We start from the raw sequence: 21454 nt of genomic DNA, 5'->3' as shown, positions 1-21454 counted from the left end.
CCCCCACGTTCCCTCCGGGTTGCGGCCAAAAAGGCCATGCGGGGTGTTGCGCGGACGTGCCGGGGCTGACCCCGGCGGCGTCCACGCGCCTACCGCATGACTTTTTTGATCCGCAACGCATCTTGAGAAATCAGTGTGAACAGGCCCTAGTGCCCGATCTGCAGTGCCACCAGGAAACGCGACACCATGTTGTAGGCGGCCGCGGTGGCCACCAGGTCGATCTGGCCCTGGGCATCGAAGTGCTGCTTCACCTCGTCATACAGCGCCTCGGGCACATCGATGTCGCGTGTCATGGCATCGGTCAGGCGCAGCGCCACACGCTCGGCCGGCGACAGGGGCAGATCGGCCGCCAGCGGCACGGTGCGCAAGCCGTCGATGACCACCTGCGAAACACCGGCTTTCAGCGCGTGCGGCACATGGGCATCGAACTCGTAGGGCGCGCGGTTGAGCACGGCCACGCGCAGGATGACCATCTCCCGCAGGCCCGCGGGCAGGCTGTTGCGGTTGCGCACGGCCGAGAGCATCTGCTCCCAGCCGTGGGCGATGGGCGGGCTGTTGAGCAGCACCTGGTACAGCGGCGAGATGCGGCCGCGCTCGGCCTGGATCTGCGCCTCCTGGGCGGCGAGTTCGGGCCGGGTGCCGGGGATGACGGGGGCGATGCGCATGGGGGTGTGAAATCTCAGTCGGGTTTGATGTTCTTGGCCTTGACCACACGGGTCCACTTGGCCATGTCGTTCTTCAACAGCGCGGCCAGTGCGGCCGGCGTGGACGGTGCCACCTCGGCGCCGGAGGCCTGCAGCCTGGACTTGACGGCCTCGTGCCCCAGGGTGCGGCGCACGGCCTGGTTCACGCGGTCGACCTCGGCCACAGGCGTGCCCCTGGCGGCGAACAGAGCGTACCAGTTGTCGGAGTCCACACCGGGCACGCCCATCTCCTCGAAGGTCTGGACCTCGGGCAGCAGCGGATGGCGCTTGGTGGCCGCCAGGCCGATGGCCTTGAGGCGGCCGCCCTTGATGTGGCCGATCAGGCCGGGGATGTCGCCGAAGAAGCCGTGCACGTGGCCGGCGATGACGTCGTTGATGGCCGGCGCGGCGCCCTTGTAGGGGATGTGCATGAGGTTGATCTTCGCGGCATCGTTCAACAGCTCCATCGCCAGGTGCGGCACGCTGCCGGTGCCGGAGGAGGCCATGCTCAGCGGCCTGCCCGGGTTCTGGCGGCTGGCGGCAACGAATTCGGCGCCGGTGTTGTAGGGCGCATTGGCGCCGACCACCAGCACCTCGACGTTGTTGACCACGACCGAGACGGGCGTGAGGTCGCGCTGCGGATCGTAGGAAAGCTTGTCGTAGAGCGCGGGGTTGATGGCGACCGCGCCCACGCTGGTCAGCCACAAGGTCTGGCCGTCAGGGGCCGAGCGCGCAACGTATTCGGCCGCGATGGCGCCATTGGCGCCGGCCTTGTTCTCGATGATGACCTGGTGCCCCAGTTCCTTGCCCAGCTGCTCACCCAGGGTGCGCGCGACGAAATCCACCGGGCCGCCCGGCGGGAAGGCCACGATGATGCGGGTGACCTTGGCCGGCTGGGCCAGTGTCGTCGTGGCCAGCAGCAGGGATGCGCAGGCCAGGGCGAGCGTGCAGGCACGGCGGAGGTGGATGGGGTAGTGCAGCTTCATCTGGATCTCCTCGTTTTTATGGAATGTGATGCCCTTCAATCGCAGCGCACGGACATGCCGCCGTCGACCACGATCTCGGTGCCGGTGACAAAACGCGATTCATCACAGGCCAGGAAGAGCGCGGCGTTGGCCGTGTCGCGCCCGTCGCCCATGAAGGGCAGCGGGATGCGCGACTGGCGCTGCTGCAGCAGGGCCTCGACGTCGCCACCCGCGCGCTGGCCGGCCAGGCGCACCTCGACCATGGGCGTGTGCAATTGCCCGGGCACCACGGTGTTCACGCGGATACCCTGCTTGGCGTACTGCACGGCCAGCACGCGCGAGAACTGGATCACGCCGGCCTTGGTGGCCGCGTAGGCGATCTGCGCGGCGCCGGTCCAGCGCAGGCCCGAGGTGGACGAGATGTTGACGATGGCGCCACTGCCCTGCGCCAGCATGTGCGGGATGACGTGCTTGCAGCTCAGGAACACGCTCTTGAGGTTGTGGTCGATCTGCGCATCCCAGACCTCTTCGCTCATCTCCACCGGGCCGCCCTTGGCCGAACCGCCCACATTGTTGACCAGCACGTCGATGCGACCGAACGCGCCCATGCAACGGGCCACGGCCTCGGCGATGGCCTCGCTGCGCGTGACGTCGCAGCCGAGACCGATGAAACGCCCGCCGGCAGCGACCACCAGGCGCTCGGTCTCGGCCATGCGCTCCAGGTCGCGGTCCAGGCCGAAGATGCTGGCGCCCTCTTCGGCGAAGCGCACGGCGATGGCGCGGCCATTGCCCCAGCCGGGGCCGACCGAGCCTGCGCCGGTGACGAAAGCGACCTTGCCGGCCAGACGGCCGTTGAGGGAGGTGGAAGTCTTGTTCATGGATTCAGTGTTCGAAGCGGTAGAAATTCTGCGGGTTGCGCACGAGCAGCAACTCGCGCTGCGTGGTGTCGGGGGCGATGCGCGCGAGCGCGTCCACCAGCGCGCCGTCGTCGGGCACGTGCGTGTGGTTGGGGTGTGGCCAGTCCGTGCCCCAGAGGCAGCGCTCGGGATAACTCTCCAGCAGCAAACGAGCCAGGGCCACGCCCTGTGCATAAGCCGGCGCGGCGGCAGGCTGGGCATTGATACGGTCGATGCCGCTGAGCTTCACATGGAACAGCGGATTGGCCAGCAGTGCATGCAGGGCCGCGAAATCGGCATGGTCGGCACCCAGCGTGGCGTCGACCCGGCCCATGTGGTCGATCACCACGGGCACGGCGCTGCGCGAGAGCACCGGGCCCAGGCTGTGCACCAGGCTGCTCTCGAAATGCACCTGCAGGTGCAGGCCGGCGGCCTGGAGCCGGGGGGTGAGTGCCACGACCTCGTCCACGCTGGCTGCGGCACTCAGGTGTTTCATGAAGTTGAAACGCACGCCGCGAAAACCCGCAGCGGCCAGGCGCTGCAGTTCGACATCGGCCACGTTGGCCGGCACCAGCGCCACGCCCAGGTAACGACCCTGCCCGGCCTGGATCGCGTCCTCGACCACACGGTTGTCGAAACCGTGCACGGCCGACTGCACGATCACGCAGCGCTCGATGCCCAGTTGCCGGTGCAGGGCAAACAGCGTTTCCTTGGGCGCATCCACCGGCGTGAAGTTGCGCCCGGGTGCATAGGGGAAGCGGGCCGCCGGGCCGAACACGTGCACATGGGCATCGCAGGCGCCGGGGGGCAGTTGCAAGGTGGGACGGGAAGGCTGCGTCCGGTAGGTCTGGACGGGCGTCTGGAGATCGAGCATGTCGCTGATTGTGGTGCGGCCCGGCCGCTTTTAGTTCAATCATTAGTCAATACCAGCTATCCGTAGAATGCATTTCATGGACCTGACCCGCCTGCAGTATTTCGTGGCCGTGGCGGAGGCCGGCAGCTTCAGCCGCGCCGCGGCCGCCCTGCACATGTCGCAGCCGGCACTGAGCCGGCAGGTGCTGCTGCTGGAGGAGGAACTGGGGCAGCGCCTGTTCGAGCGCACCGGCCGCGGCGTGCAGGCCACCGAATCCGGCACGGCCCTGCTGGCGCATGCGCGCGGCATCTTCGACCTCGCCGAGCGCGCCCGCGTGGACATGCGCGAGCGCCAGGCCAGCCCGCGCGGCCGCCTGACCGTGGGCCTGCCGCCGCGCCTGGCCCATGTGCTGACAGCCGACCTGATCGAACGTTTCCACGCCCAGTTCCCCGAGGCCACCATGACCGTGGCGGAAGGGCTGAGCATCCGCCTGCGCGAATGGCTGCTGGCCGGTCGCATCGACGTGGCCCTGATGTTCGATCCCCCGCCCTCGCCGCAATTCCAGCAGGAGACCCTGCTGCGCGAACCGCTGGTGCTGATCAGCGTGCAGCCCCTGCCCAAACGGATGCGGCTGGCCGACGTGGCACTACGTCCGCTGGTCATGCCCAGCGGACCCAATGCGCTGCGCCAGTTGCTGGAGCAGCACACACGCCCGCGCGGCCTGCCGCTCAAGCTGGTGGCCGAGGTGGATTCGGTGCAGACGGTGCTGAGCCTGGTGGCGCGCGGCGTGGCCGACACCGTGCTGCCGCTGGGCGCCATCCGCGCCTGGACCTACCCGCAGGCCCTGAACGTGGCAGCCATCCATACGCCGGCCATGCGCAACCAGCTGGTACTGGCCGTGCCCACCGCCCGCCCGGCCACGCGCCTGAGCCGCTACGTTGCCAAGGCGCTGCGCGAACTGGTCTCGGCCCACTTCCAGGCCCCGGATCTGTAAGAAATTCGCGCGGCAGACGACTGATCTTCCCGATGCTGCCGTATCCCCTTGCCCTACGCCTGACCCTGCTGTGCGCACTGCTGCCTGTGGGCTTGCAGGCCAGCACGCTGACACTGACGCCGGCCAGCCCGGCCTGTGGCGTCACGGCCGCGGCGCAGGCCCCGCTGCCACCGGCCGCACAGCACCGGCTGGCGCAAAGCCAGCCGGCCTCCGGGGCACGCGACATCGCCTGGGCCTGGCTGGGCTCGCCCACCGCGCGCTACCCGCATGCGGCCCTGGGCTCGACGCTGCATGCCGCCAGCCTGCATGTGCTGCCGGCAAGCACCACGGGCCCGCCGCAGCCGCAGACCTACACGCTGCCCCTGCATCGTGTGTTCGAGGACCGTGTGCCCCGATTGGCCGACCTGGACGGCGACGGGCGTGACGAGATCTTCCTGGTGGAAGCCGATGCCCTGCGCGGTGCGGCGCTGGTGGTGTTCGGGCTGCGCGATGGCGTGCTGGTCGAACTGGCGCGCGGCCCGCATGCGGGATCGACCTTTCGCTGGCTCAACCCGGTCGGCGTGGCCGATTTCGACGGTGACGGCCACCTCGATCTGGCCAGCGTGACCACCCCCCACATCGGCGGCGTACTCACGCTGCACCACTACCGCCCGCCACGCCTCGAACCCTATGCACGCGCCACCGAGGTCTCCAACCACCGCATGGGCGAGCTGGAGCAGCAACTGGCGGTGATCGTGACGCAGCCGGGCCAGCGGCCGGCCATCCTGATCCCCGACACGCAGTTGCAGGCGCTCCAGGCCCTGCGCTGGGATGCCCCGGGGCAATGGACCGAACTGGCCCGCCCCCTGGCGCTGCCCGCGCGCGCCGAGCGCTTCACGCCGCTGGACGGCGCAGGCTGCCTGCGGCTGGCCGACGGCAGCTGGTGGCGCGTGACGCTGGCACCCTGACACCCGAATTTCAACCCAGGAGAAACTTCATGCTGCTGCCCCGACAAGCCGTTCCCGCCCTGCGGGTACCCACCCTGGACCACGGTGCCTATGACCTGGTCAGTGACGCACCCGCGCGTTTTTCCCTGCTGGTGTTCTACCGCGGCCTGCACTGCCCGATCTGCGCCAAGTACCTGCTGGAGCTCGGCCGGCTGCAGCCCGAGTTCGAGCAGCGCGGCGTGAAAGTGATCGCCCTCTCCAGCGACGGCGCCGAACGCGCCCGCGAAATGGCCACCAAGGTGGGTTCGCCTGCGCTGCGCTTCGGCCATGGCCTGGCGCTGGCGAATGCGCGTGAATGGGGCTTGTACATCTCCACCAGCCGGGGCAAGACCTCGATCGGCATCGAGGAGCCCGCGCTGTTCGCCGAACCCGGTGTGTTCATCGTGCGGCCCGACGGCACGCTGTATTACGGTGCGGTGCAGACCATGCCGTTTGCACGGCCGCATTTCGACGAACTGCTGGGCGCCATCGACTTTGCCATCAGCAAGGACTACCCTGCCCGCGGCGAGTACACCGGGGCGGTCTGACCCCGCTCAGACCGCCCGTGCGCCCAGCACGCGCAGCCTGTCCTGCCACTTGCGCACGCCGGTCTCGCCCAGCTTGTCCACCATGCCAATCAGGCTGTCGCGCACCGGCGAGATGCCGACGAAACCCAGGATGTTGCGCTTGAGCAGGCCCACACCGCGGGCCCGGAAATACCAGCGGTAGACCAGGGCCGGCATGCCCATGGTGACGATGATGCGCGCGCTGCGGCCCTTGAGGCCCTTGAACATGAAGGGGTTGCTGCCGCGCTCGGCCGCGTCGCCCTTGAAGGCAAAACCCGGGCGCGCCACCTGCTCCAGGAAACCCTTGAGCAGGGCCGGCATGTCACCCAGCCAGAGCGGGAACACGATGAGCAGGTGCTGAGCCCAGGCGATCTCGTCCTGCGCGGACTGCAGGCCGGCGGGCAGCGCGGTGTGTTCCCACTCATGCTGGCTGCGCAGCAGGGGAAAGTCCAGCGTCGCGATCTCGACGATGTGCACCTCGTGGCCGGCACTGCGCGCGCCCTCGGCATAGGCCGCGGCCAGGGCGTGGCAGAGGTGCGGGGCCGAGGCGTCGGGGTGACCCTGGAGGATGAGGATACGGCGGCTGTCCATGGCGTGGCTCCTGCGATGCGGTCGCGTGATGCTGCCACGACAGCCTACAAGCTTCCATGACCTGGCGCAAATGCTCTGTTTTTCATAGCAAACAGGACTTGTCCCGTGCCGCAGCGGGCCTATTGGGCCTTGCCTAGGGACCCTCTGCAAAACTCCCGTCATGCGCGTTCGAGTCCAAAACGGGATGATTTGACCGCCAACACCACGCAGCGTGTGCTGTAGCACACGCAAGGAGTTTGGTGGGCAAAGGGCCCGTTTTGGTTCGAACCCGAAGGGGCGTGGTTTTGCGGGCGATCCGCTTCGTTGCAAAACCAGGCAAGCCGTATAGGCTTGCCTTGGGTTTTGCGCCTTGCGGCTCATCCCGCAAAAGCCACGCCGCGCGCGACGCGAGTTTTGCAGAGGGTCCCTAGAATGGAGACAGACTCTCTACGCTCCCATGAATCCGAACGACACCCCCCTCTTCTACACCGGCCGCACCGAGGCCTTCGACCAGACCTTCGACGCCTGGACCGACCGGCCGCTGCTGCGCTCCATGGAAGAAGGTGGCGTGGACTGGCCCAGCTCCTGCCGCAACGGCAACTGCCGCACCTGCATCGGCCAGCTCGTCAGCGGCACGGTGCGCTACGACATCGAGTGGCCCGGCCTGAGCCAGGAAGAGAAGGCAGAGGGTTATGTGCTGCCCTGCGTGGCCCACCCCTGCTCGGACGTGGTGCTCAAAGAGGGCTACTGAAGAGAAACGTCGCTCGGCTTCAGGCCAGCACGTTGAGCCGCGTGCCCAGGCTGCCCGAGGTGGCCAGGGGCTGCGGCCCCGTGGCCGGCTGCAACAGGATCTGCATGCTGCTCTGCGGCATGTCCATGGCCTGGCGCAAGACGTAGACCTGCACGTTCTGCGCCAGCCGCGCCGACTGCAGCTGGCTGGCGATGGCGATGATCTGCTTGCTGATGCCGTCCATGTTCGATATCGGGTGATTCAACCCTTTATCGGCAGGCCAGCTGGCAACTTGAGCCCCGGACGTGAACCCGGAGCCGGCGATCAGGCGTTGAGCGTGCCGCGCAGCAGCTCGGGCAGGCGCTCGGCCCCCATGCGGAAACCGCAGGCCTGGGCATGGCCGCCGCCGCCCATGCTCTCGGCCAGGGGGATGCAGTCGAAGCTGCGCTGCGAACGCAGGCCGGCCTTGATGAGCCCACCCTTGCTGGCGCTCCACATCAGCGCAAAGGTGCCGCTCTTCTTGCTCAGCAGTTCGCCCACCAGGCTGTGGAACATGCCGGGCGCGTTGACCATGAGGCCGGCCTGGCCGTTGAAGACGACGGGCTCGGCACCCGCGGCGATGTCTTCGCACAGCTTGCTGAACTTCTCGTCCATGGCCTGGCCGCGTTGCATGAAGGTCGCCAGTTCGTCTTCGGACCAGGAGGCGATCTGCGCCCACCGCTCGAACTCCATGGTCTCCATGTCGAGCGCGGCGAGGAAACCCGCGCTCTCGGGGAATTTCCAGGCCCAGATGTCGCGGTCTTCGATGTAGCGCACCAGGGCCGGCAAGGCACGGTCGGACTGGAAGAACTCCCAGGCCAGGCGCGCGCCGGACTTGCTCATGTCGAAATGCACCACACCACAACGACAGGCAAAACCCGTGAGCTTCTCGGCCGCGCTCTTGTGGTGGTCCAGCATCACGAGCTTGGCCGCGCGCTGCTCGATGGCCTGCATGAGCTCGGGCGCGAAGGAGAAGTCCAGGATGTAGACCGCGCGGCCATCGAGCGCCGGCAGGTCGTCCACGGTCTTCACATCGCCGTGGTCGCAGGGGCGGAACTCGGCCTTCCCCTCGTAATACAGCCAGGCGGCCAGCGCGGCACCAAAACCGTCAGCGCAGCGTGCGTGGTAGAGGATGAGCGGCGAGGGATCGTGGCGGTCGGGGTGGACCAGCAGTTGCTGGGGCAGCAGGGTTTTCATCGGACGGGTTTCCTGGGACGGGGGATGGCCTTGGGAGGCGCTGATTTCTTGGCGGCGGGCTTGGTACGGATATGGCCGGCACTCTGGAGCTCTTCCTTGCGCAGCTGGCGCTCGGCGTCGAGCTGTTTGCCTTCGGCCAGCCAGCGCGCGTATTCCTGCGGTGTTTCCAGCGAGATGCGACCCAGCGCGCCGACGCGGAAATCGTGGATCAGCAGCTCGGCGGCCTTTTGCATATTCACCTTGTTGCCGGCCATGAGCGAGCCACGGTTGCGGCCGATGGCTTCGAGCAGTTCCTCGCTCTGCAGCGCATCGATGTCCTTGAGGGCGTAACGCGCGACCAGCTCAGTCGCGTAGTGCGGCTTGAGGTAGTCCAGCAGCTCCAGCGCCACTTCCTGGTCGTCAAAGGCGTTGCGGCCCACGGCGCCGCTGGCGGCCAGGTTGTAACCGCTTTGCGCCACGATGATGCGCGGCCACAGCATGCCCGGTGTATCAAACAGGTAGAAGCCGTCTTCGAGCACGATGCGTTGTTCGTTACGCGTCACACCGGCTTCGTCGGCCGCCTTGGCCGCGCTCTTGCCCACCAGCCGGTTGATCAGCGTGGACTTGCCCACATTGGGAATGCCGCAGATCATCACGCGCAACGGGCGCGCCATGCTGTTGCCGCGTGTGGGCGCCAGTTCACGGCAGGGCGCGATCAGTCGCTTGGCGGCATTGCCATCGGTGGTGTCCAGCGCAATGGCACGCGTGCCCTCGCGGCCGTTGTAATGCGCCAGCCAGAGGGCGGTACAGCCCGGGTCGGCCAGATCCTGCTTGTTGAGCACCTTGAGGCTGGGCCGTTTGCTGGTCAGCGAAGCCAGCATGGGGTTGGCGCTGGAGCCCGGCAGACGCGCGTCGACCATCTCGATGACCACATCAATGTGCTTGATGCGCTCCTCGATGGTCTTCTTGGTCAGGTGCATGTGACCTGGGAACCACTGGACGGCCATAGGGTCAGTTTCTTTCTTCGCGGGAATCGGTGCCGGTAAGGATTGTCGCCGAGACGGCTTGGCATCTTAGATAGGCGACTGCTTTCGTGGCAGGCCGGGTCTCGCCCCGGCGGGCGAGGTACTTTTCTTTGCTTCGCCAAAGCAAAGTACCCAAAAGAAAGGCGAGCCGAAGTCAGGGCCCCTTCGGGGTTCCTTGCGCTGCTCGCATCGGGCGGGGTCGGGCTAAACTCGCTGCGCTCAAACAACGCCCGCCCTGATCCGCCCGCTGCTGCGCTGCTCAGCCCTGCCACACGGCATGGGGTCCGGACAGCCGGGAGCCAACAGCCAAGAACAGAACAGCCAAACAAGGACGCGCCATGGCGCGTCCTTGTGGGATTCGGTTTTGGTATCCGGTTCCCCCCGCCGTAATGAGGAGGCGAGTAGCGCAGGGCTGAGCGGATAAAGGGGCGCGCATGTTTGAGCGCAGCGAGTTTGCGCGCACCCCGCTCAGACCGAGCAACGCAGCGTACCGGCGCAGCCGGGCGACGAATCCGGCTCGCCTTTTCTTTGGTGACTTTCTTTTGGCGAAGCAAAAGAAAGTTACTGCCCTGCCGGGGGCACATCCCGGCAACGCCACGTCAAAAGAAAAGAACCGAGAAAACTAGGCCGACAACGATAATTGCCGCCATGACGAACCCAGCAAAACAAGAAGCCCAGGCCCGTAAAGCCGACCAGGAACTCCTCTTCAAAGGCATCGCCATCGCCCTGATCGGCGCAGTCATCCTGCTGGGCCCCTACTTCGCCCGCTCGCCAGCGGTACAGGAGTTGCTGACCGGTGGCCAGGTGGTGGGCTGGTTCGCCCTCGTCCTCGGAATTGCCTTTTTAGGCCAGTACTTCCTGCGCCGCCGCGCGAGAAGGTAGTCCCAGCCGCGAGGGCGAGACGTACTGCTGGCGGAAGATCTCGAAAGGCATGGTGTCGGCCGCCTCGATGGCGCGCTGGTCTTCGAGCGACTTGCGCGCCATCGCCTCAAAACGCTGCTGTTGCTGCGAGGTCCAGGGCCGGGCCAGCAAATCCTGCCGCGTCTGCTGCGAACGGGCGCGCACAAAACGCAGGAAAGAGTTGTCGTACCCGCTGGCCATCTCGGCCAGCACACGGGCCGAAGGCAGGGTTGAAGGATCAGCCAGGCCGGCGCGAGCCGAGGCCAGGGCCGCGCTGTAGTCAGTGCAACCATGCGCGGCATCCAGCGCACGCGCGATGGGCTCGCAGGCCTGCACCAGTTCGCTGCCCCAGTCTTGCAGCGTGACCGCCTGGCCTCCGCGCAGCAGCTGCAGGCCCGGCTCGCGCCCGCGCGCGGCCGTGAGGTGCTGGTTGCGCGCGAGTTCGGCGATTTCCTGCGGCGTGTCATTGGGACTCTCGCTCTGCAGGCAGTGCAGCAGGAAGACATCCAGGAAACGCATGGTCTGCGCGTTGATGCCCACGGGCTCGAAGGGGTCCAGGTCCATGAGGCGCACTTCCACGTACTCCACGCCCCGCTCGCGCAGGGCGTGCAGCGGGCGCTCACCCTGGAAGATGGTGCGCTTGGGGCGGATGGTGCCGTAGAACTCATTCTCGATCTGCAGCAGGCTGGTGGCGAGCTGGATGTAGTCGCCGCCGGGGTTCAGCACGCCCAGGGCCTCGTAGGCCGGCCAGGGCCGGGTGAGCGCGTCGTGCAGCGAAGCGGCGTAGCCCTCCAGGCTGTTGTAGCTGACGGCCAGCGAGGCTTGCGCGTCGCTCTGGTAACCCAGGCGCCCCATGCGCAGCGAGGTGCCGTGCGGCATGTACAGGGCCTTGCCGTCCAACGACTGCAGCTCGTGCTGGCGGCCTTCGACGAAGGTCGGGCACACGGCGGGCGAGGCGCCGAACAGGTAGAGCAGCAGGAAGGCGTGACGGCGGAAGTTGCGGATCAGCGCGAAGTACTCTGCATTGCTCACGCCCGGCAGCGACCAGTTGTAGTGGATGCCCGAGATGGTCTGCATGCGCCGGCCATAACGATGGCCCAGGCCCATGCGGTAGACGCTCTTGGCGCGCCCGATGTTGGAAGAGCCGTAGCGCCCCAGGGGAATCGTCTCGTCGGTGGGCAGGCCGCAGGGCATGCTGGAGACCCAGAGCATTTCTTCCCCGGCCTCGCGCAGGGTGCGGTAGGTGTATTGGTGGGTCTCGGTGAGTTCGTCCAGGCAGGCCGACACGCCGGCATGCACCCCGGTGATGAGTTCGAGCTGGGACTCGGAATAGTCGGTGGTGATGTGCGGATGCGTGAGCGCCGAGCCCAGCGCCGCCGGATGCGGCGTGAGCGCCAGCATCCCGTCAGGCAGTGCGCGCAGGCTTTCCTTCTCGATGCCACGCCGGATGCCCAGCAGGCGCTCGGAGGCCAGGAGAGGGTGGGCGACGGGACTGCTCATGCGGGAGATCCTGCGGTTGTTCTATTTGTAGTCGGACCCGGAAGTTACCATGCCGGGATAAACCCTGCTGCGCGGGGTCAAGAGACGCCGATCACCCTGCATGAACGACAGCCCGAGCAACGCCATCCCCCAAGGACCACTGGCCGACACCCTGGCCATGTTTGCCGCGCTGCAGCAGCGCGCCCTTGTCGCCGGCGTGACCCTGCGCAAGCCCCCGCCCCTGCCCACGGGCTGCTGTGGCCGCGGCTGCAACGGCTGCGTGTGGGAAGGCTTTCATGAAGCGGCCGCCTACTGGCAGGCAGAGGCCGAGCAGGTACTGCAAGACTGAGTGTGCCGACGTGACTTTGACCGCACTCGCCGGACTGATCTATGGGTGCATGAGCCTCGTCGCTTATGCCGTCTACGCCCTGGACAAGTCAGCCGCTCGCAGGAAACGCCGGCGTGTCCCGGAACGCGCGCTGCACCTGCTGGCCCTGCTGGGCGGCTGGCCCGGTGCGCTGCTGGCGCAGCGGCAACTGCGGCACAAGACGAGCAAGCCACGCTTCCTGATGGTGTTCTGGCTGATGGTGTTGCTCAACATCGCCGGCTTGATCCTGCTGGTCGCGTCACGCCATGGCGCACAGGGGCCAGGCTGAAAAGAGCAAGCCCGGCAGGCCCGGGCTTCTGGATCGACGCAAAGGCTGCTCAGCCCTGCCCCAGCATGACCATCGCCCGCCCCACCTCGTGCGTGCCCTGGGCGCTGCCGCTGCCGGGCACCGTTTCGTTGGTGCGGTCCAGCACTTCGGCCAGGTGCTGCTGCAGGCGTACGTCGGCGTTCTCGTCGATGCCGATCCACGCGCCATGCGTCAGGGTGATGTGGGCCGCCTCGACGCTGCCCGCACCCGCACAGAGCGTGGTGCGCGTGGGTGCATCGGCACTGGCCAGCACCAGCATGGCGGGCACCACGGCCTCGGGCTGCAGGGCGCGCAGCACTTCGGCGGGCATCAGGTCTTCGGTCATGCGGGTGGCGGCGGTGGGGGCCAGGCAGTTCACGCGGATGTCGTTCTTCGCACCTTCCAGCGAGAGGGTCTGCATCAGCCCGACCAGGGCCAGCTTGGCCGCGCCGTAGTTGGACTGGCCGAAGTTGCCGTAGAGGCCGCTGGACGAGGTGGTCATCACGATGCGGCCGTATTTCTGCGCGATCATGTGGGGCCACACGGCCTTGCAGCAGTGCACGGCGCCCATGAGGTGCACGTCCAGCACCAGGCGGAAGTCGGCCAGCTCCATCTTGGCAAAGGTCTTGTCGCGCAGGATGCCGGCGTTGTTGACCAGGATGTCCACGCGACCCCAGGTCTCCACCGCCTGCTGCACCATGGCCTGTACGGCCTCGAAGTCGGTGACCGACGCGGCGTTCGCCATCGCCTCGCCACCGGCCGCACGGATCTCGTCCACCACCTGCTGCGCGGCGCTGGCCGAACCGCCCGAGCCGTCACGGGCACCGCCCAGGTCGTTCACCACCACCTTGGCACCGCGTTGGGCCAAAGCCAGCGCGTGCTGGCGGCCCAGGCCGCCACCGGCCCCGGTCACGATGGCCACCCGGCCCTTGAAGTCGATCATGCTGTCTCCTCTGTGTTTGTCAGCGTATGCTCAAATCTTAATGGACGAATAAAACCAGCCGAGTCCTGCACACGACACCATGGAACTGAACCACACCCTCATCGAAACCCCGCCGCGCGACGCGGCCACCGTGGTCATGCTGCGCGATGCGCCCACCGGGCTGGAGGTCTTCCTGCTCAAGCGCCACGGCGCCTCGGACGTGCTGGGCGGCGCCTATGTGTTTCCCGGCGGCAAGATCGATGCGCAAGACGCCGCGCTGATCCCCCAGCTGGACCAGCCCCTGGCCGCGCTGCACGGCGCGCTGGGCGAGCCCGACACGGCGGCCGAGCTGGCCGCCAGCTGCTACGTGGCGGCGCTGCGCGAGGCTTTCGAGGAATCGGGCGTGCTGTACGCGCATGGCGCCAGCGCCGATCAGGTGGCGCAGGCCACTGCGCTGCTGCGCGAGGGCCATGGTTTTGCCGAGTTGCTGCTTCAGCTGGGCCTGAAGCTGGACACGCGCAGCGTGCTGCCCTGGTCGCGCTGGGTCACGCCCAGGATGGCCTCGGTGAGTTCCAAGCGCTTCGACACGCGCTTTTTCGTGGCCGCCGTGCCGGCGGTGCAGACGGCAAGCCATGACAACCATGAAGCCACCGAGAGCGTGTGGGTGGCACCGCGCGCTGCGCTGGAACAATACCGCGACAGCATCATCGATCTGGCGCCACCGCAGATCATGAGCCTGGCCCATCTGGCGCGGCACAGCAGCGTGGCCGGCGTGCTGGCCGAGGCCCGCAGCAAAAGCCCGGCCCTGGTGCAGCCCGAGCCTTTTGATGACGAGAACGGCGTGCGGGTGCTGTGTTACCCCGGCGACCCGCGTCACAGCGTGCGCGAGCGCGCCCTGCCCGGCCCCACACGTCTGCGCTACAGCAGCAAGCGCTTCCAGCCCGAGGGCGGCTTCGAGGCGCTCTTTCTCTGACTCAGGAATTGGCGCGACGCTTGAGCCAGCGCATCAGCCCACCCACCAGCGGCAGCTTCTCGTAGAGCTCCTCGGCCGCGTCCCAGTAGTCGCGGTGCGAGCGGATGCGTCCGTCCTGCGCCAGGCGCAGGTGCGTGGCGCCGCGGATGAGTTGCGGCTTGTCGGGGCTGAACTTGCGGAAGCGGAAATGGAAATCCCAGGTCAGCAGGACCTGCTCGCCCTCGACCACGCGGCCGGTCACGACGAACCGTGGCTCGTGCAGGTTGACGTACATGTGGCGGAAGATGCGCTGGATGGGCAGGATGCCGCGCACCTCGTTGAAGGGGTCCTTGAAATACGCGTCCTCGGTATAGAACTCGGGAAAACGCTCGACACTCTGCGGTGTCAGCGTTTCGAAGAAGACGGCAATTTTTTCGACAGCGTGGCTCATAGTCCGGTGAATTTTCTGATCAGGGGAAAGTAGAGGCGGTAGGGCAGCAGGCGCAGGAACTTGAGCCAGCGCGTGAAGCGTTTGGGAAAGTGCAATTCGAAGTCGCCACGTGCCCAGCCGGCCAGCATCTCGCGCGCCGCAACTTCGGGGGTGATGAGCGCCGGCATCCTGAAATCGTTCTGCGCGGTCAGCGGCGTCTCGACGAAACCGGGGTTGACCACGCTTACACCCAGGCCCAGGGCACGCAGGTCCAGGTAGAGGGCTTCGGCCAGGTTGATGAGCGCGGCCTTGGTCGGCCCGTAGGCCAGGCTCTTGGGCAGGCCGCGGAAACCCGCCACGCTGCTGACCAGGCTCAGGTGCCCGCCCTGGCCCGCCGCGGCCTGCTGCTTCAGATGCGGCAACACGGCCTCCAGCAGATAGAGCGCGCCCACGTAGTTGACCTGCTCGTGGCGCAGCATTTCCTCCAGGCTGTAGGACTGGGCGTCGACGGGCAGGTAATAACCGGCGCAGTACACCACCAGGTCCAGCGGGCCGCGCTCGGCGATGGCGTCGCTGGCCAGCTGCAGGGCGCGGCGGTCCGTGACATCCAGCGGCAGGGCCACGGCACGCGGCCGGCCCTGGGCATCGGCGCCCGGATGCGCGGCCACCCAGGCATCGAGTTGCGCCGCCTTGCGGGCTGACACAAACACCGTGGCACCTTGTGCGTGGATCAGGTCGGCGCAGGCCTGGCCGATGCCGCTGGAGGCACCGACCAGCCAGACCGTCTTGCCGGCCCAGTCACGCAGGGGAGGATTGAGGGCCATGGCTCAGCGCTTGGTGAAGGACAGGGTGACTTCGCCCAGGCGCACACCCCATTTGCTCATGGTGGCGCGGTTGAGCATGACGCGATCGTTCATCTGGTACATCCAGTCCTCGAAATGTACGACGATGTTGCGCCCGTCCACCGGCAGGTCCAGGTTGTAGGCCCAGTAGAAGGCGTTGCCGCGCTCCTCGCCATTCGCCTCGCCTACCACGTCGCCGGCGGTGCCGACATAGAGCCCCTGCCTGCCCACGCCAGGGCGGCGACGCAGCGTCCAGATGCGCTTCTGTGTCGTGCCATCGGAGTAGGTGAAGTCTTCGTCGAGCACGCCGACCTCGCGGCCGCTCTCGCCGCTCCAGCTGCAGTTCATGACCACGGTGAAACGCTTGACGACCTTGCCCGAACGGTCGGTGAAGACGCCGTAGGCATCCACCGTGCCGTTGAAATAACGGCGCAGGTCGAGCTCGGGTTTCTCCTCCGCGTAATCGGCCACGGTAGGCGAGGCGCAGCCGGCCAGGGTGGTGGCGCCAAGCGCGGTGGCACCGGCAAGCAGCAGACGTCGTTTCATGATGAACCTTTGCGATGGATAAAAGATGAATACAGCAGGGCACCCGCCGCCAGCTTGAGCACACAGGGCAGCAGGCAGTAGGCGACGGTGAGCGCCTGCAGCGCCTGGGGCTCGCGCGCGCCGGGCGCATAACCGTAGAAGCCCAGCAGGGGCAGGGCCAGGCCGGCGGCCAGGGCCAGGTTGAGTTTGGTGGCGAAGTTCCACCAGCCGTAATAGGCGCCTTGCGTGCGGCCCAGGTCGCCGGCGCGCGCAATCAGGCCGGCCAGCATGGCGCCGGGCATCACGAGATCCGCACCCAAAGCGGCGCCCGAAAGCACGCAGATGCCGATGAAGAGCCAGGCATCCCCGCTGCCCAGGGTGCTGGCCCAGACGAAAACGGCCACCGCCAGCCCCATGCCGCCCAGCCAGCTGCGGGCCAGGCCGAAGCGGCGCACGGCGGCCAGCCACAGCGGCATGGACAAGGCAGCACTCAGGAAATAGCTGCCGAGAAAAAACGGCTCCATGGATGCCGAAGCCTGCAGCCGGTCCTGCACGAAAAACAGCACCAGCGTGGCCGGCACCGCGCTGGCAATGCCGTTGAGCATGAAGACCGCGAGCAGGCGGCGAAAGGGCGCGCGCTGCCAGGGTTGCCAGAGATGGCCGGCCTCGGCCGCCGTGCCCGTGATCGCATCGGCCGCAGGGCGCGGCGCCGCGCGCCAGGCCAGCCAGCCCAGCAGCAAGGCCGCCCAGAACAGGCCGACCATGACGTCCAGCCCCCACAGCACGGGCGCCACCGACGCCAGCAGCACACCGACCAGGCCCAGGCCCTCGCGCCAGGCCACCAGGCGGCTCTGGCGCACGGAGTCACCCCCGAGCAAGGCACCCCAGGCCTGGTGCGAGAGGGTCACCGCGCTGAAGCTGGCGTAGGTGAGCATCAGCAGCACGGCGCTGACGACCAGCAGGCCGTCCCCGCTGCGCAGCGGAGGAAAGAAGAGCAGCGCAAAACCCGCGCCCATGAGCCCGCATGCGACCGCGGCCCAGGCCAGCAGTGTGGCCGGGGACCGGCGGTAGAGCCGGTCACTCACGCGGCCCAGCAGCGGATCGATCAGCGCATCGGCCAGGCGCGTGGCCAGCAGCAAGGCACCCAGCGTGGCCAGCGGCACACCGAACTCGCGCGCGTAGTGGTTGGGCAGCAGCACATACAGCGGCAGCGCCACGAACGCCAGCGGCAGGCCCATGAGGCCGTAACGCCAGGCTTGCGCGACCGAGAGTGTGGTGGAGGTCGTCATGCAGGCATGCCGTTCAGCGGGCGCTCGCGGACTGGCCCAGCAGGGCCAGCCTCAACCTGGGTGCCGAGGTCTGCTCCGACAGCCAGATGCCGAAGAACAGGCGGGCGAACTCGGGATCGGCGATTTCCCCCGTGGGCTTGCCGTTGGCGTAGAACTGCGCGCCGCGGCCCGGCAGGTTCACGCCGGTCAGGCGGTCGCCGGTACTCACGTCTGGAAAGACGGCCGCCATGGCCTGCAGCCAGGCTTGCGCCTGCGTCTCGCTGATGGGGCCGACACGACGCATCTCGTCGATGGAGCGCTGGGCGATGTCGCGCCCCTTGAAGTCGCGCCGGTAGTGCAACTCCAGCGCATAACGCTGGCGCGGCAGGGCCGCGGCATCGAAACCGGGCTCGACCCACAGGCTGGCCTGGTAGACCTCGAAGCCCCACCAGGTGTACAGGCCGCTGCCGGCCTGGCGCGGCTGCGCCAGCAGGGGCGAGGCGACGCGAGCCGGCGGCGGCACGATCTCGGCCAGCGCCGGGGCGGCGGCCAGCAGCAGGACGAGCCCGATGACATTTGCTACGCTTTTTGTAGCGTGAACTGCATCACGTCGATATTGGCTTCGTCGAAGGCCGCTTCGCAGTAGGCGAGGTAGAACTCCCATAGGTGCATGAACCTTTCGTCAAATCCGAGTTGCAGGATGCGGCTGCGCTCCGCCAGGAACTGGCGGCGCCAGCGACGCAGGGTTTCGGCGTAGTCGGGGCCGAAGGACAGCTCATCCACCACCTTCAGGCCCGCCGCCTCGGCCTGGCGGCGGAACTCGGCCGGGCACGGCAGGCAGCCGCCGGGGAAGATGTACTGCTGGATGAAGTCGGTCGAGTGGAGGTAGCGCTCGAACAGGCGATCCTCGATCACGATGCTCTGGATGCAGGCCCGCCCGCCGGGCTTGAGCAGGCGCGCCACGCTCTGGAAGTAGGTCGGCCAGTATTCCTGGCCCACCGCCTCGACCATCTCGATGGAGCAGATCGCGTCGTACGGGCCGTCGCTGATGTCGCGGTAGTCCTGCAGGCGCAGGTCGGCGCGTGCGGCCGCCTCGGCGCCCAGCTGGCCCATGCGTTCGCGGCCCCAGCCCAGCTGCTCGGTGCTCAGCGTCACGCCGGTCAGCGAGGCCTGGAATTCGGTGACGGCCATCTCGGCCAGCGCGCCCCAGCCACAGCCGATCTCCAGCACGCGGTCACCCGGCTGCACCCCGGCCAGGCGCAGCGCGCGCCGCACCTTGGCCTGCTGGGCGGCGACCATGTCGCCAGCCATATTGCCCTCGAACCAGGCCGAGGAATAGTTCATGGTCCCGTCCAGCCACAGGCGGTAGAAGGCATTGCCCAGGTCGTAATGGGCGTGGATGTTCTTGCGGCTGTTGGTCCTGGTGTTGCGGTGAAAGAGGTGGCGCAGGCGGTAGAACAGGCTGCCCAGCCAGCTGCCGTAGATCACGTCCTCCAGGTCCTGGCGGTTGCGGATGAACAGGCGCAGCAGCGCAGCCAGGTCGGAGGTCGTCCACTGGCCGGCCATATAACTCTCGGCAAAACCGATGTCGCCGGACTTGAGCGTGGCGCCGAACACGGCCCAGTCGTGCAGCACCAGGCTGGCATGGGGAGCGTCGCCGTTGCCGTAGCGCAGCTGCGTGCCATCGGGCAGTTGCAGGGTGAGCGTGCCGTGCCGCAGTCGTTCGAGCAGACGCAGGACGGAACGGGCACTGGCGGGCGCGCTGCGCGGCAGCACGAGGCGGGGGGCAGTGGTGGTGTTCATGGCGTGGAGGCTGGAGGGATGGAACGGGTGACGAAGTCGGCGGGTGGCACCGGCTTGGAGAAAAAGGGCACACGCTTGAGCCACAGGCGCAGGGCCTGCCAGTGGATGTGGGCGATCAGCGCCAGCGTCATGGCCGGCTGGCGCCACAGCACACGACGCGCGCTGAGCGCGGTATAGGGCTGCAGCACGCCGCTGACGCTGGTCTGCAGCAGCAGGCCCTGCGCATCCAGCAGGTCGACGCAGGCCACGGTGCGCTCCATGCCGTCGCGCTCGGTGCGCATGAAACGGAAGCGGTACTCGCCCTCGACGCGGCAGAAGGGCGAGACGTGGAAGACCTTGCTGGCGTGTTGCTCGTGGCCGTAGCGCGGCGCATCGAGCAGGTAGCAGTGGCGCTCGCCGAAGGTGTTGTTGACCTCGGCCACGATGGCGCGCAGCGTGCCGTCGCTGCGGTGGCAGTACCAGAAGCTCACCGGCTTGAAGGTGTAACCCAGCACCCGCGGGTAGCAGTGCAGCCAGACCTCGCCGTCGGCATCGGTGATGCCTTCGCGCTGCAGCAACTCCTCCATCCAGCCCAGCGCTCCGCCCTGCGCGGCGCTGCGGCCGTCGCCGTGGTCGCTGTCATGGAAGCTCAGCCAGCCGGCGCGGTTGTACGCCAGCTCGCCGGCGCCAAACCGGCGCATGCCGCGCAGCGGCAGCATGAGAAAGAAGGTGGAATAGGCAAAGACGTGGCGCGCCGGGCGCAGGCGCGTGTGGCGCACCTGGCCGCTGCCGATCAGGGGCACGCCGGGCTGGCTCATGCGGCTTCCCGGTAGGCCAGCAAGGCCAGCAGTTGCTGCGCCACGCCCAGGCCCGACTTGAGACCGTCTTCATGAAAGCCGTAGCCGGTCCAGGCGCCTGCGTACCAGGTGCGCTGGCGGCCCTGCAGCCTGGGCAACTCCTTTTGTGCGGCGATGGCGCCCAGGTCGAACACCGGGTGCGCGTAGTCGTAGTCGCCCAGCACATGCTGCGGCGCGATCTCGCGCAGCGGGTTGAGGCTGACCACCACCGGCTGCTCGAACGGCAGGGGCTGCAGCTGGTTGAGCAGGTAGTGCAGGCAGACGCGGCTGCTTTCCTGCTCGGTCGCCGGGGCGCGTTCGTAGTTCCAGGCGGCCCAGGCCAGGCGGCGCTCGGGCAGCACCGAGGCATCGGTGTGCAGCACGGCGCGGTTGGCCTGGTAGCGGATGGCGCCCAGCACACGGCCTTCCTCGGCCGAGGGCCGGCGCAGCAGGGCCAGGGCCTGGTCGGAATGGGTGGCCAGCACGACCTGGTCGAAACGCTGGGCGCCCTGGTCGGTGGTGAGGGTCACACCGTGGTCGTCGCGCTCGATGGCGCGCACGGGGGTATTGAGACGCTTGTCCGGAATGCGGGCGACGATCTTCTCGACATAACGGCGCGCGCCGCCGCTCACCGTCCACCACTGCGGCCGGTCGTTCACCTGGATCAGGCCGTGGTTGTGGCAGAAGCGGATCATGGTGGCCACGGGGAACTCCAGCATCTGCGCCGTCGGGCAGCTCCAGATGCAGGCCATCATGGGCAGGAAGTACCAGTCGCGGAATTCGGCGCTGAAGCGCTGCGCGTCCAGCCACTCGCCCAGGGGCTGCGCCAGTTGCGCATCGGCCCCGGCCTCGGCCAGGGTCGTCGCCAGCTTGTTGAAGCGCAGCACCTCGCGCAGCATGCGCAGGAAACGCCAGTTCAGCAGATTGCGGCGCTGGGCAAAAACGCTGTTGAGATTGGCACCGTTCCACTCCAGCCGGCGGCCCCGGGGGTCCCCCGCCTGCACCGAGAAGGACATGTCGGTCTTGGCGGTGGCGATGTCCAGCTCGCCGAACAGGCGGATCAGGTTGGGGTAGGTGCGCTCGTTGAAGACCAGGAAACCGGTGTCCACGCCCCAGGTGACGGGCCCATGGCTGGTGGGCAAGGTCACATCCACCGTATGGGTGTGACCGCCAAAATAGTCCCCCGCCTCGAACAGGGTCAGCTCGGCATGGCCCTGCAGGGCGTGGGCCACGGCCAGGCCGGAGATGCCGGAACCGACGATGGCGACCTTCATGCGCAGACTCGCTTCCACGGGGCCATGGCGCCCTGGACGGTAGGGCTGTCAAACCTGCGGGATAAGCTGGGAAGAATTTTTGACATGGACAAAACTTAGGTTAAACAG

The 21454-nt window shown here is 67.6% G+C and carries 27 protein-coding genes; 9 read left to right on the top strand and 18 right to left on the bottom strand.

All coding sequences use genetic code 11. The features are described from left to right. Positions 1 to 146: 146 nt before the first annotated feature. The 4 genes from AO057_RS08290 to AO057_RS08275 are packed head-to-tail and all read right to left on the bottom strand — an operon-like array spanning position 147 to position 3418. Complete coding sequence (locus AO057_RS08290) at positions 147 to 665, bottom strand: carboxymuconolactone decarboxylase family protein (protein ID WP_057675179.1); 519 nt, start codon at positions 663 to 665, stop codon at positions 147 to 149. A 14-nt stretch (positions 666 to 679) separates the two neighbouring features. Further along, positions 680 to 1669, bottom strand: a complete 990-nt coding sequence (locus tag AO057_RS08285; protein WP_057675178.1) for a Bug family tripartite tricarboxylate transporter substrate binding protein — start codon at positions 1667 to 1669, stop codon at positions 680 to 682. Between the two features lie 35 nt (positions 1670 to 1704). Next, a complete protein-coding gene (locus tag AO057_RS08280) occupies positions 1705 to 2526 on the bottom strand; it encodes an SDR family NAD(P)-dependent oxidoreductase (RefSeq protein WP_057675177.1) in 822 nt (273 codons plus the stop codon). 4 nt (positions 2527 to 2530) lie between these two features. Continuing rightward, positions 2531 to 3418, bottom strand: coding sequence for an amidohydrolase family protein (locus AO057_RS08275; RefSeq protein ID WP_057675176.1), 888 nt, complete (start codon positions 3416 to 3418; stop codon positions 2531 to 2533). Positions 3419 to 3494: 76 nt separating this feature from the next. On the opposite strand from AO057_RS08275, the gene AO057_RS08270 reads away from it, so the two are divergent. The 3 genes from AO057_RS08270 to AO057_RS08260 are packed head-to-tail and all read left to right on the top strand — an operon-like array spanning position 3495 to position 5904. Then, the gene (locus AO057_RS08270; protein WP_057677226.1) at positions 3495 to 4391 is read left to right on the top strand and encodes a LysR family transcriptional regulator; all 897 of its coding nucleotides are present in this window, start codon (positions 3495 to 3497) and stop codon (positions 4389 to 4391) included. Between the two features lie 32 nt (positions 4392 to 4423). Next, entirely contained in the window at positions 4424 to 5338 is a 915-nt protein-coding gene (locus AO057_RS08265) for an FG-GAP repeat domain-containing protein (RefSeq protein WP_057675175.1), read from the top strand. A 29-nt stretch (positions 5339 to 5367) separates the two neighbouring features. Next, positions 5368 to 5904 (top strand): peroxiredoxin-like family protein, encoded by a 537-nt coding sequence (locus tag AO057_RS08260; RefSeq protein ID WP_057675174.1) that lies wholly within the window; start codon positions 5368 to 5370, stop codon positions 5902 to 5904. A 6-nt stretch (positions 5905 to 5910) separates the two neighbouring features. Here AO057_RS08260 and AO057_RS08255 read toward each other — a convergent pair whose 3' ends face one another. Further along, on the bottom strand, positions 5911 to 6513 hold the full coding sequence (locus AO057_RS08255; RefSeq protein WP_057675173.1) for an NAD(P)H-dependent oxidoreductase: 603 nt from the start codon (positions 6511 to 6513) through the stop codon (positions 5911 to 5913). Between the two features lie 436 nt (positions 6514 to 6949). Between AO057_RS08255 and AO057_RS08250 the strand changes: the two genes are divergently transcribed. Then, positions 6950 to 7243 (top strand): 2Fe-2S iron-sulfur cluster-binding protein, encoded by a 294-nt coding sequence (locus AO057_RS08250; RefSeq protein WP_057675172.1) that lies wholly within the window; start codon positions 6950 to 6952, stop codon positions 7241 to 7243. Positions 7244 to 7262: 19 nt separating this feature from the next. Here AO057_RS08250 and AO057_RS08245 read toward each other — a convergent pair whose 3' ends face one another. The 3 genes from AO057_RS08245 to ylqF all read right to left on the bottom strand — a co-directional run bounded on the left by AO057_RS08245 (position 7263) and on the right by ylqF (position 9444). Continuing rightward, a complete protein-coding gene (locus AO057_RS08245) occupies positions 7263 to 7466 on the bottom strand; it encodes a putative motility protein (protein ID WP_057675171.1) in 204 nt (67 codons plus the stop codon). 80 nt (positions 7467 to 7546) lie between these two features. Further along, positions 7547 to 8458: a DHH family phosphoesterase gene (locus AO057_RS08240; protein WP_057675170.1), complete on the bottom strand. Its 912-nt coding sequence runs from the start codon at positions 8456 to 8458 to the stop codon at positions 7547 to 7549. Further along, positions 8455 to 9444, bottom strand: coding sequence for a ribosome biogenesis GTPase YlqF (ylqF, locus tag AO057_RS08235; protein ID WP_057675169.1), 990 nt, complete (start codon positions 9442 to 9444; stop codon positions 8455 to 8457). The genes AO057_RS08240 and ylqF overlap by 4 nt, the downstream gene beginning before the upstream one ends. A 452-nt stretch (positions 9445 to 9896) precedes the next feature. On the opposite strand from ylqF, the gene AO057_RS17770 reads away from it, so the two are divergent. Together AO057_RS17770 and AO057_RS08230 are read left to right on the top strand one after the other, a co-directional pair. Next, entirely contained in the window at positions 9897 to 10088 is a 192-nt protein-coding gene (locus AO057_RS17770; protein WP_156404511.1) for a hypothetical protein, read from the top strand. 22 nt (positions 10089 to 10110) lie between these two features. Beyond that, on the top strand, positions 10111 to 10344 hold the full coding sequence (locus AO057_RS08230) for a hypothetical protein (protein ID WP_057675168.1): 234 nt from the start codon (positions 10111 to 10113) through the stop codon (positions 10342 to 10344). Here the strand turns inward: AO057_RS08230 and gshA are convergent. Further along, a complete protein-coding gene (gshA, locus tag AO057_RS08225) occupies positions 10306 to 11862 on the bottom strand; it encodes a glutamate--cysteine ligase (protein WP_057675167.1) in 1557 nt (518 codons plus the stop codon). The genes AO057_RS08230 and gshA overlap by 39 nt on opposite strands. Positions 11863 to 11962: 100 nt before the next feature. Here gshA and AO057_RS08220 point away from each other — a divergent pair, with 100 nt between their 5' ends. Together AO057_RS08220 and AO057_RS08215 are read left to right on the top strand one after the other, a co-directional pair. Beyond that, the gene (locus AO057_RS08220) at positions 11963 to 12190 is read left to right on the top strand and encodes an oxidoreductase-like domain-containing protein (RefSeq protein WP_082605471.1); all 228 of its coding nucleotides are present in this window, start codon (positions 11963 to 11965) and stop codon (positions 12188 to 12190) included. A gap of 49 nt (positions 12191 to 12239) precedes the next feature. After that, positions 12240 to 12497 (top strand): DUF1294 domain-containing protein, encoded by a 258-nt coding sequence (locus tag AO057_RS08215; RefSeq protein ID WP_057675166.1) that lies wholly within the window; start codon positions 12240 to 12242, stop codon positions 12495 to 12497. A gap of 49 nt (positions 12498 to 12546) precedes the next feature. Here the strand turns inward: AO057_RS08215 and AO057_RS08210 are convergent, their stop codons facing one another. Further along, positions 12547 to 13458, bottom strand: coding sequence for an SDR family NAD(P)-dependent oxidoreductase (locus tag AO057_RS08210; RefSeq protein WP_057675165.1), 912 nt, complete (start codon positions 13456 to 13458; stop codon positions 12547 to 12549). Between the two features lie 79 nt (positions 13459 to 13537). On the opposite strand from AO057_RS08210, the gene AO057_RS08205 reads away from it, so the two are divergent. Further along, the gene (locus AO057_RS08205; RefSeq protein ID WP_057675164.1) at positions 13538 to 14410 is read left to right on the top strand and encodes an NUDIX hydrolase; all 873 of its coding nucleotides are present in this window, start codon (positions 13538 to 13540) and stop codon (positions 14408 to 14410) included. A 1-nt stretch (position 14411) separates the two neighbouring features. On the opposite strand, the gene AO057_RS08200 is transcribed toward AO057_RS08205, so the two are convergent. From AO057_RS08200 to AO057_RS08165, 8 genes are read right to left on the bottom strand one after another with little or no spacing between them, the layout of a single operon-like run. Continuing rightward, complete coding sequence (locus AO057_RS08200) at positions 14412 to 14840, bottom strand: nuclear transport factor 2 family protein (RefSeq protein ID WP_057675163.1); 429 nt, start codon at positions 14838 to 14840, stop codon at positions 14412 to 14414. Next, positions 14837 to 15643: an SDR family NAD(P)-dependent oxidoreductase gene (locus tag AO057_RS08195; RefSeq protein WP_057675162.1), complete on the bottom strand. Its 807-nt coding sequence runs from the start codon at positions 15641 to 15643 to the stop codon at positions 14837 to 14839. The genes AO057_RS08200 and AO057_RS08195 overlap by 4 nt, the downstream gene beginning before the upstream one ends. A 3-nt stretch (positions 15644 to 15646) precedes the next feature. Next, positions 15647 to 16207, bottom strand: a complete 561-nt coding sequence (locus tag AO057_RS08190; protein WP_057675161.1) for a DUF3833 family protein — start codon at positions 16205 to 16207, stop codon at positions 15647 to 15649. Beyond that, positions 16204 to 17475: an MFS transporter gene (locus AO057_RS08185; protein WP_057675160.1), complete on the bottom strand. Its 1272-nt coding sequence runs from the start codon at positions 17473 to 17475 to the stop codon at positions 16204 to 16206. The genes AO057_RS08190 and AO057_RS08185 overlap by 4 nt, the downstream gene beginning before the upstream one ends. A gap of 13 nt (positions 17476 to 17488) precedes the next feature. Next, positions 17489 to 17977 (bottom strand): chalcone isomerase family protein, encoded by a 489-nt coding sequence (locus tag AO057_RS08180; protein WP_240480753.1) that lies wholly within the window; start codon positions 17975 to 17977, stop codon positions 17489 to 17491. A gap of 56 nt (positions 17978 to 18033) precedes the next feature. After that, positions 18034 to 19257: an SAM-dependent methyltransferase gene (locus tag AO057_RS08175; RefSeq protein ID WP_057675159.1), complete on the bottom strand. Its 1224-nt coding sequence runs from the start codon at positions 19255 to 19257 to the stop codon at positions 18034 to 18036. Beyond that, complete coding sequence (locus AO057_RS08170) at positions 19254 to 20054, bottom strand: DUF1365 domain-containing protein (protein WP_057675158.1); 801 nt, start codon at positions 20052 to 20054, stop codon at positions 19254 to 19256. The genes AO057_RS08175 and AO057_RS08170 overlap by 4 nt, the downstream gene beginning before the upstream one ends. Further along, positions 20051 to 21346: an NAD(P)/FAD-dependent oxidoreductase gene (locus tag AO057_RS08165; protein ID WP_057675157.1), complete on the bottom strand. Its 1296-nt coding sequence runs from the start codon at positions 21344 to 21346 to the stop codon at positions 20051 to 20053. Before AO057_RS08165 ends, AO057_RS08170 begins: the two co-directional genes overlap by 4 nt. Positions 21347 to 21454: the final 108 nt, after the last annotated feature.

The sequence above is a fragment of the Curvibacter sp. PAE-UM genome (assembly GCF_001432305.1).
GTDB lineage: Bacteria > Pseudomonadota > Gammaproteobacteria > Burkholderiales > Burkholderiaceae_C > Hylemonella.
This window is presented reverse-complemented; position numbering and strand designations above follow the sequence as displayed.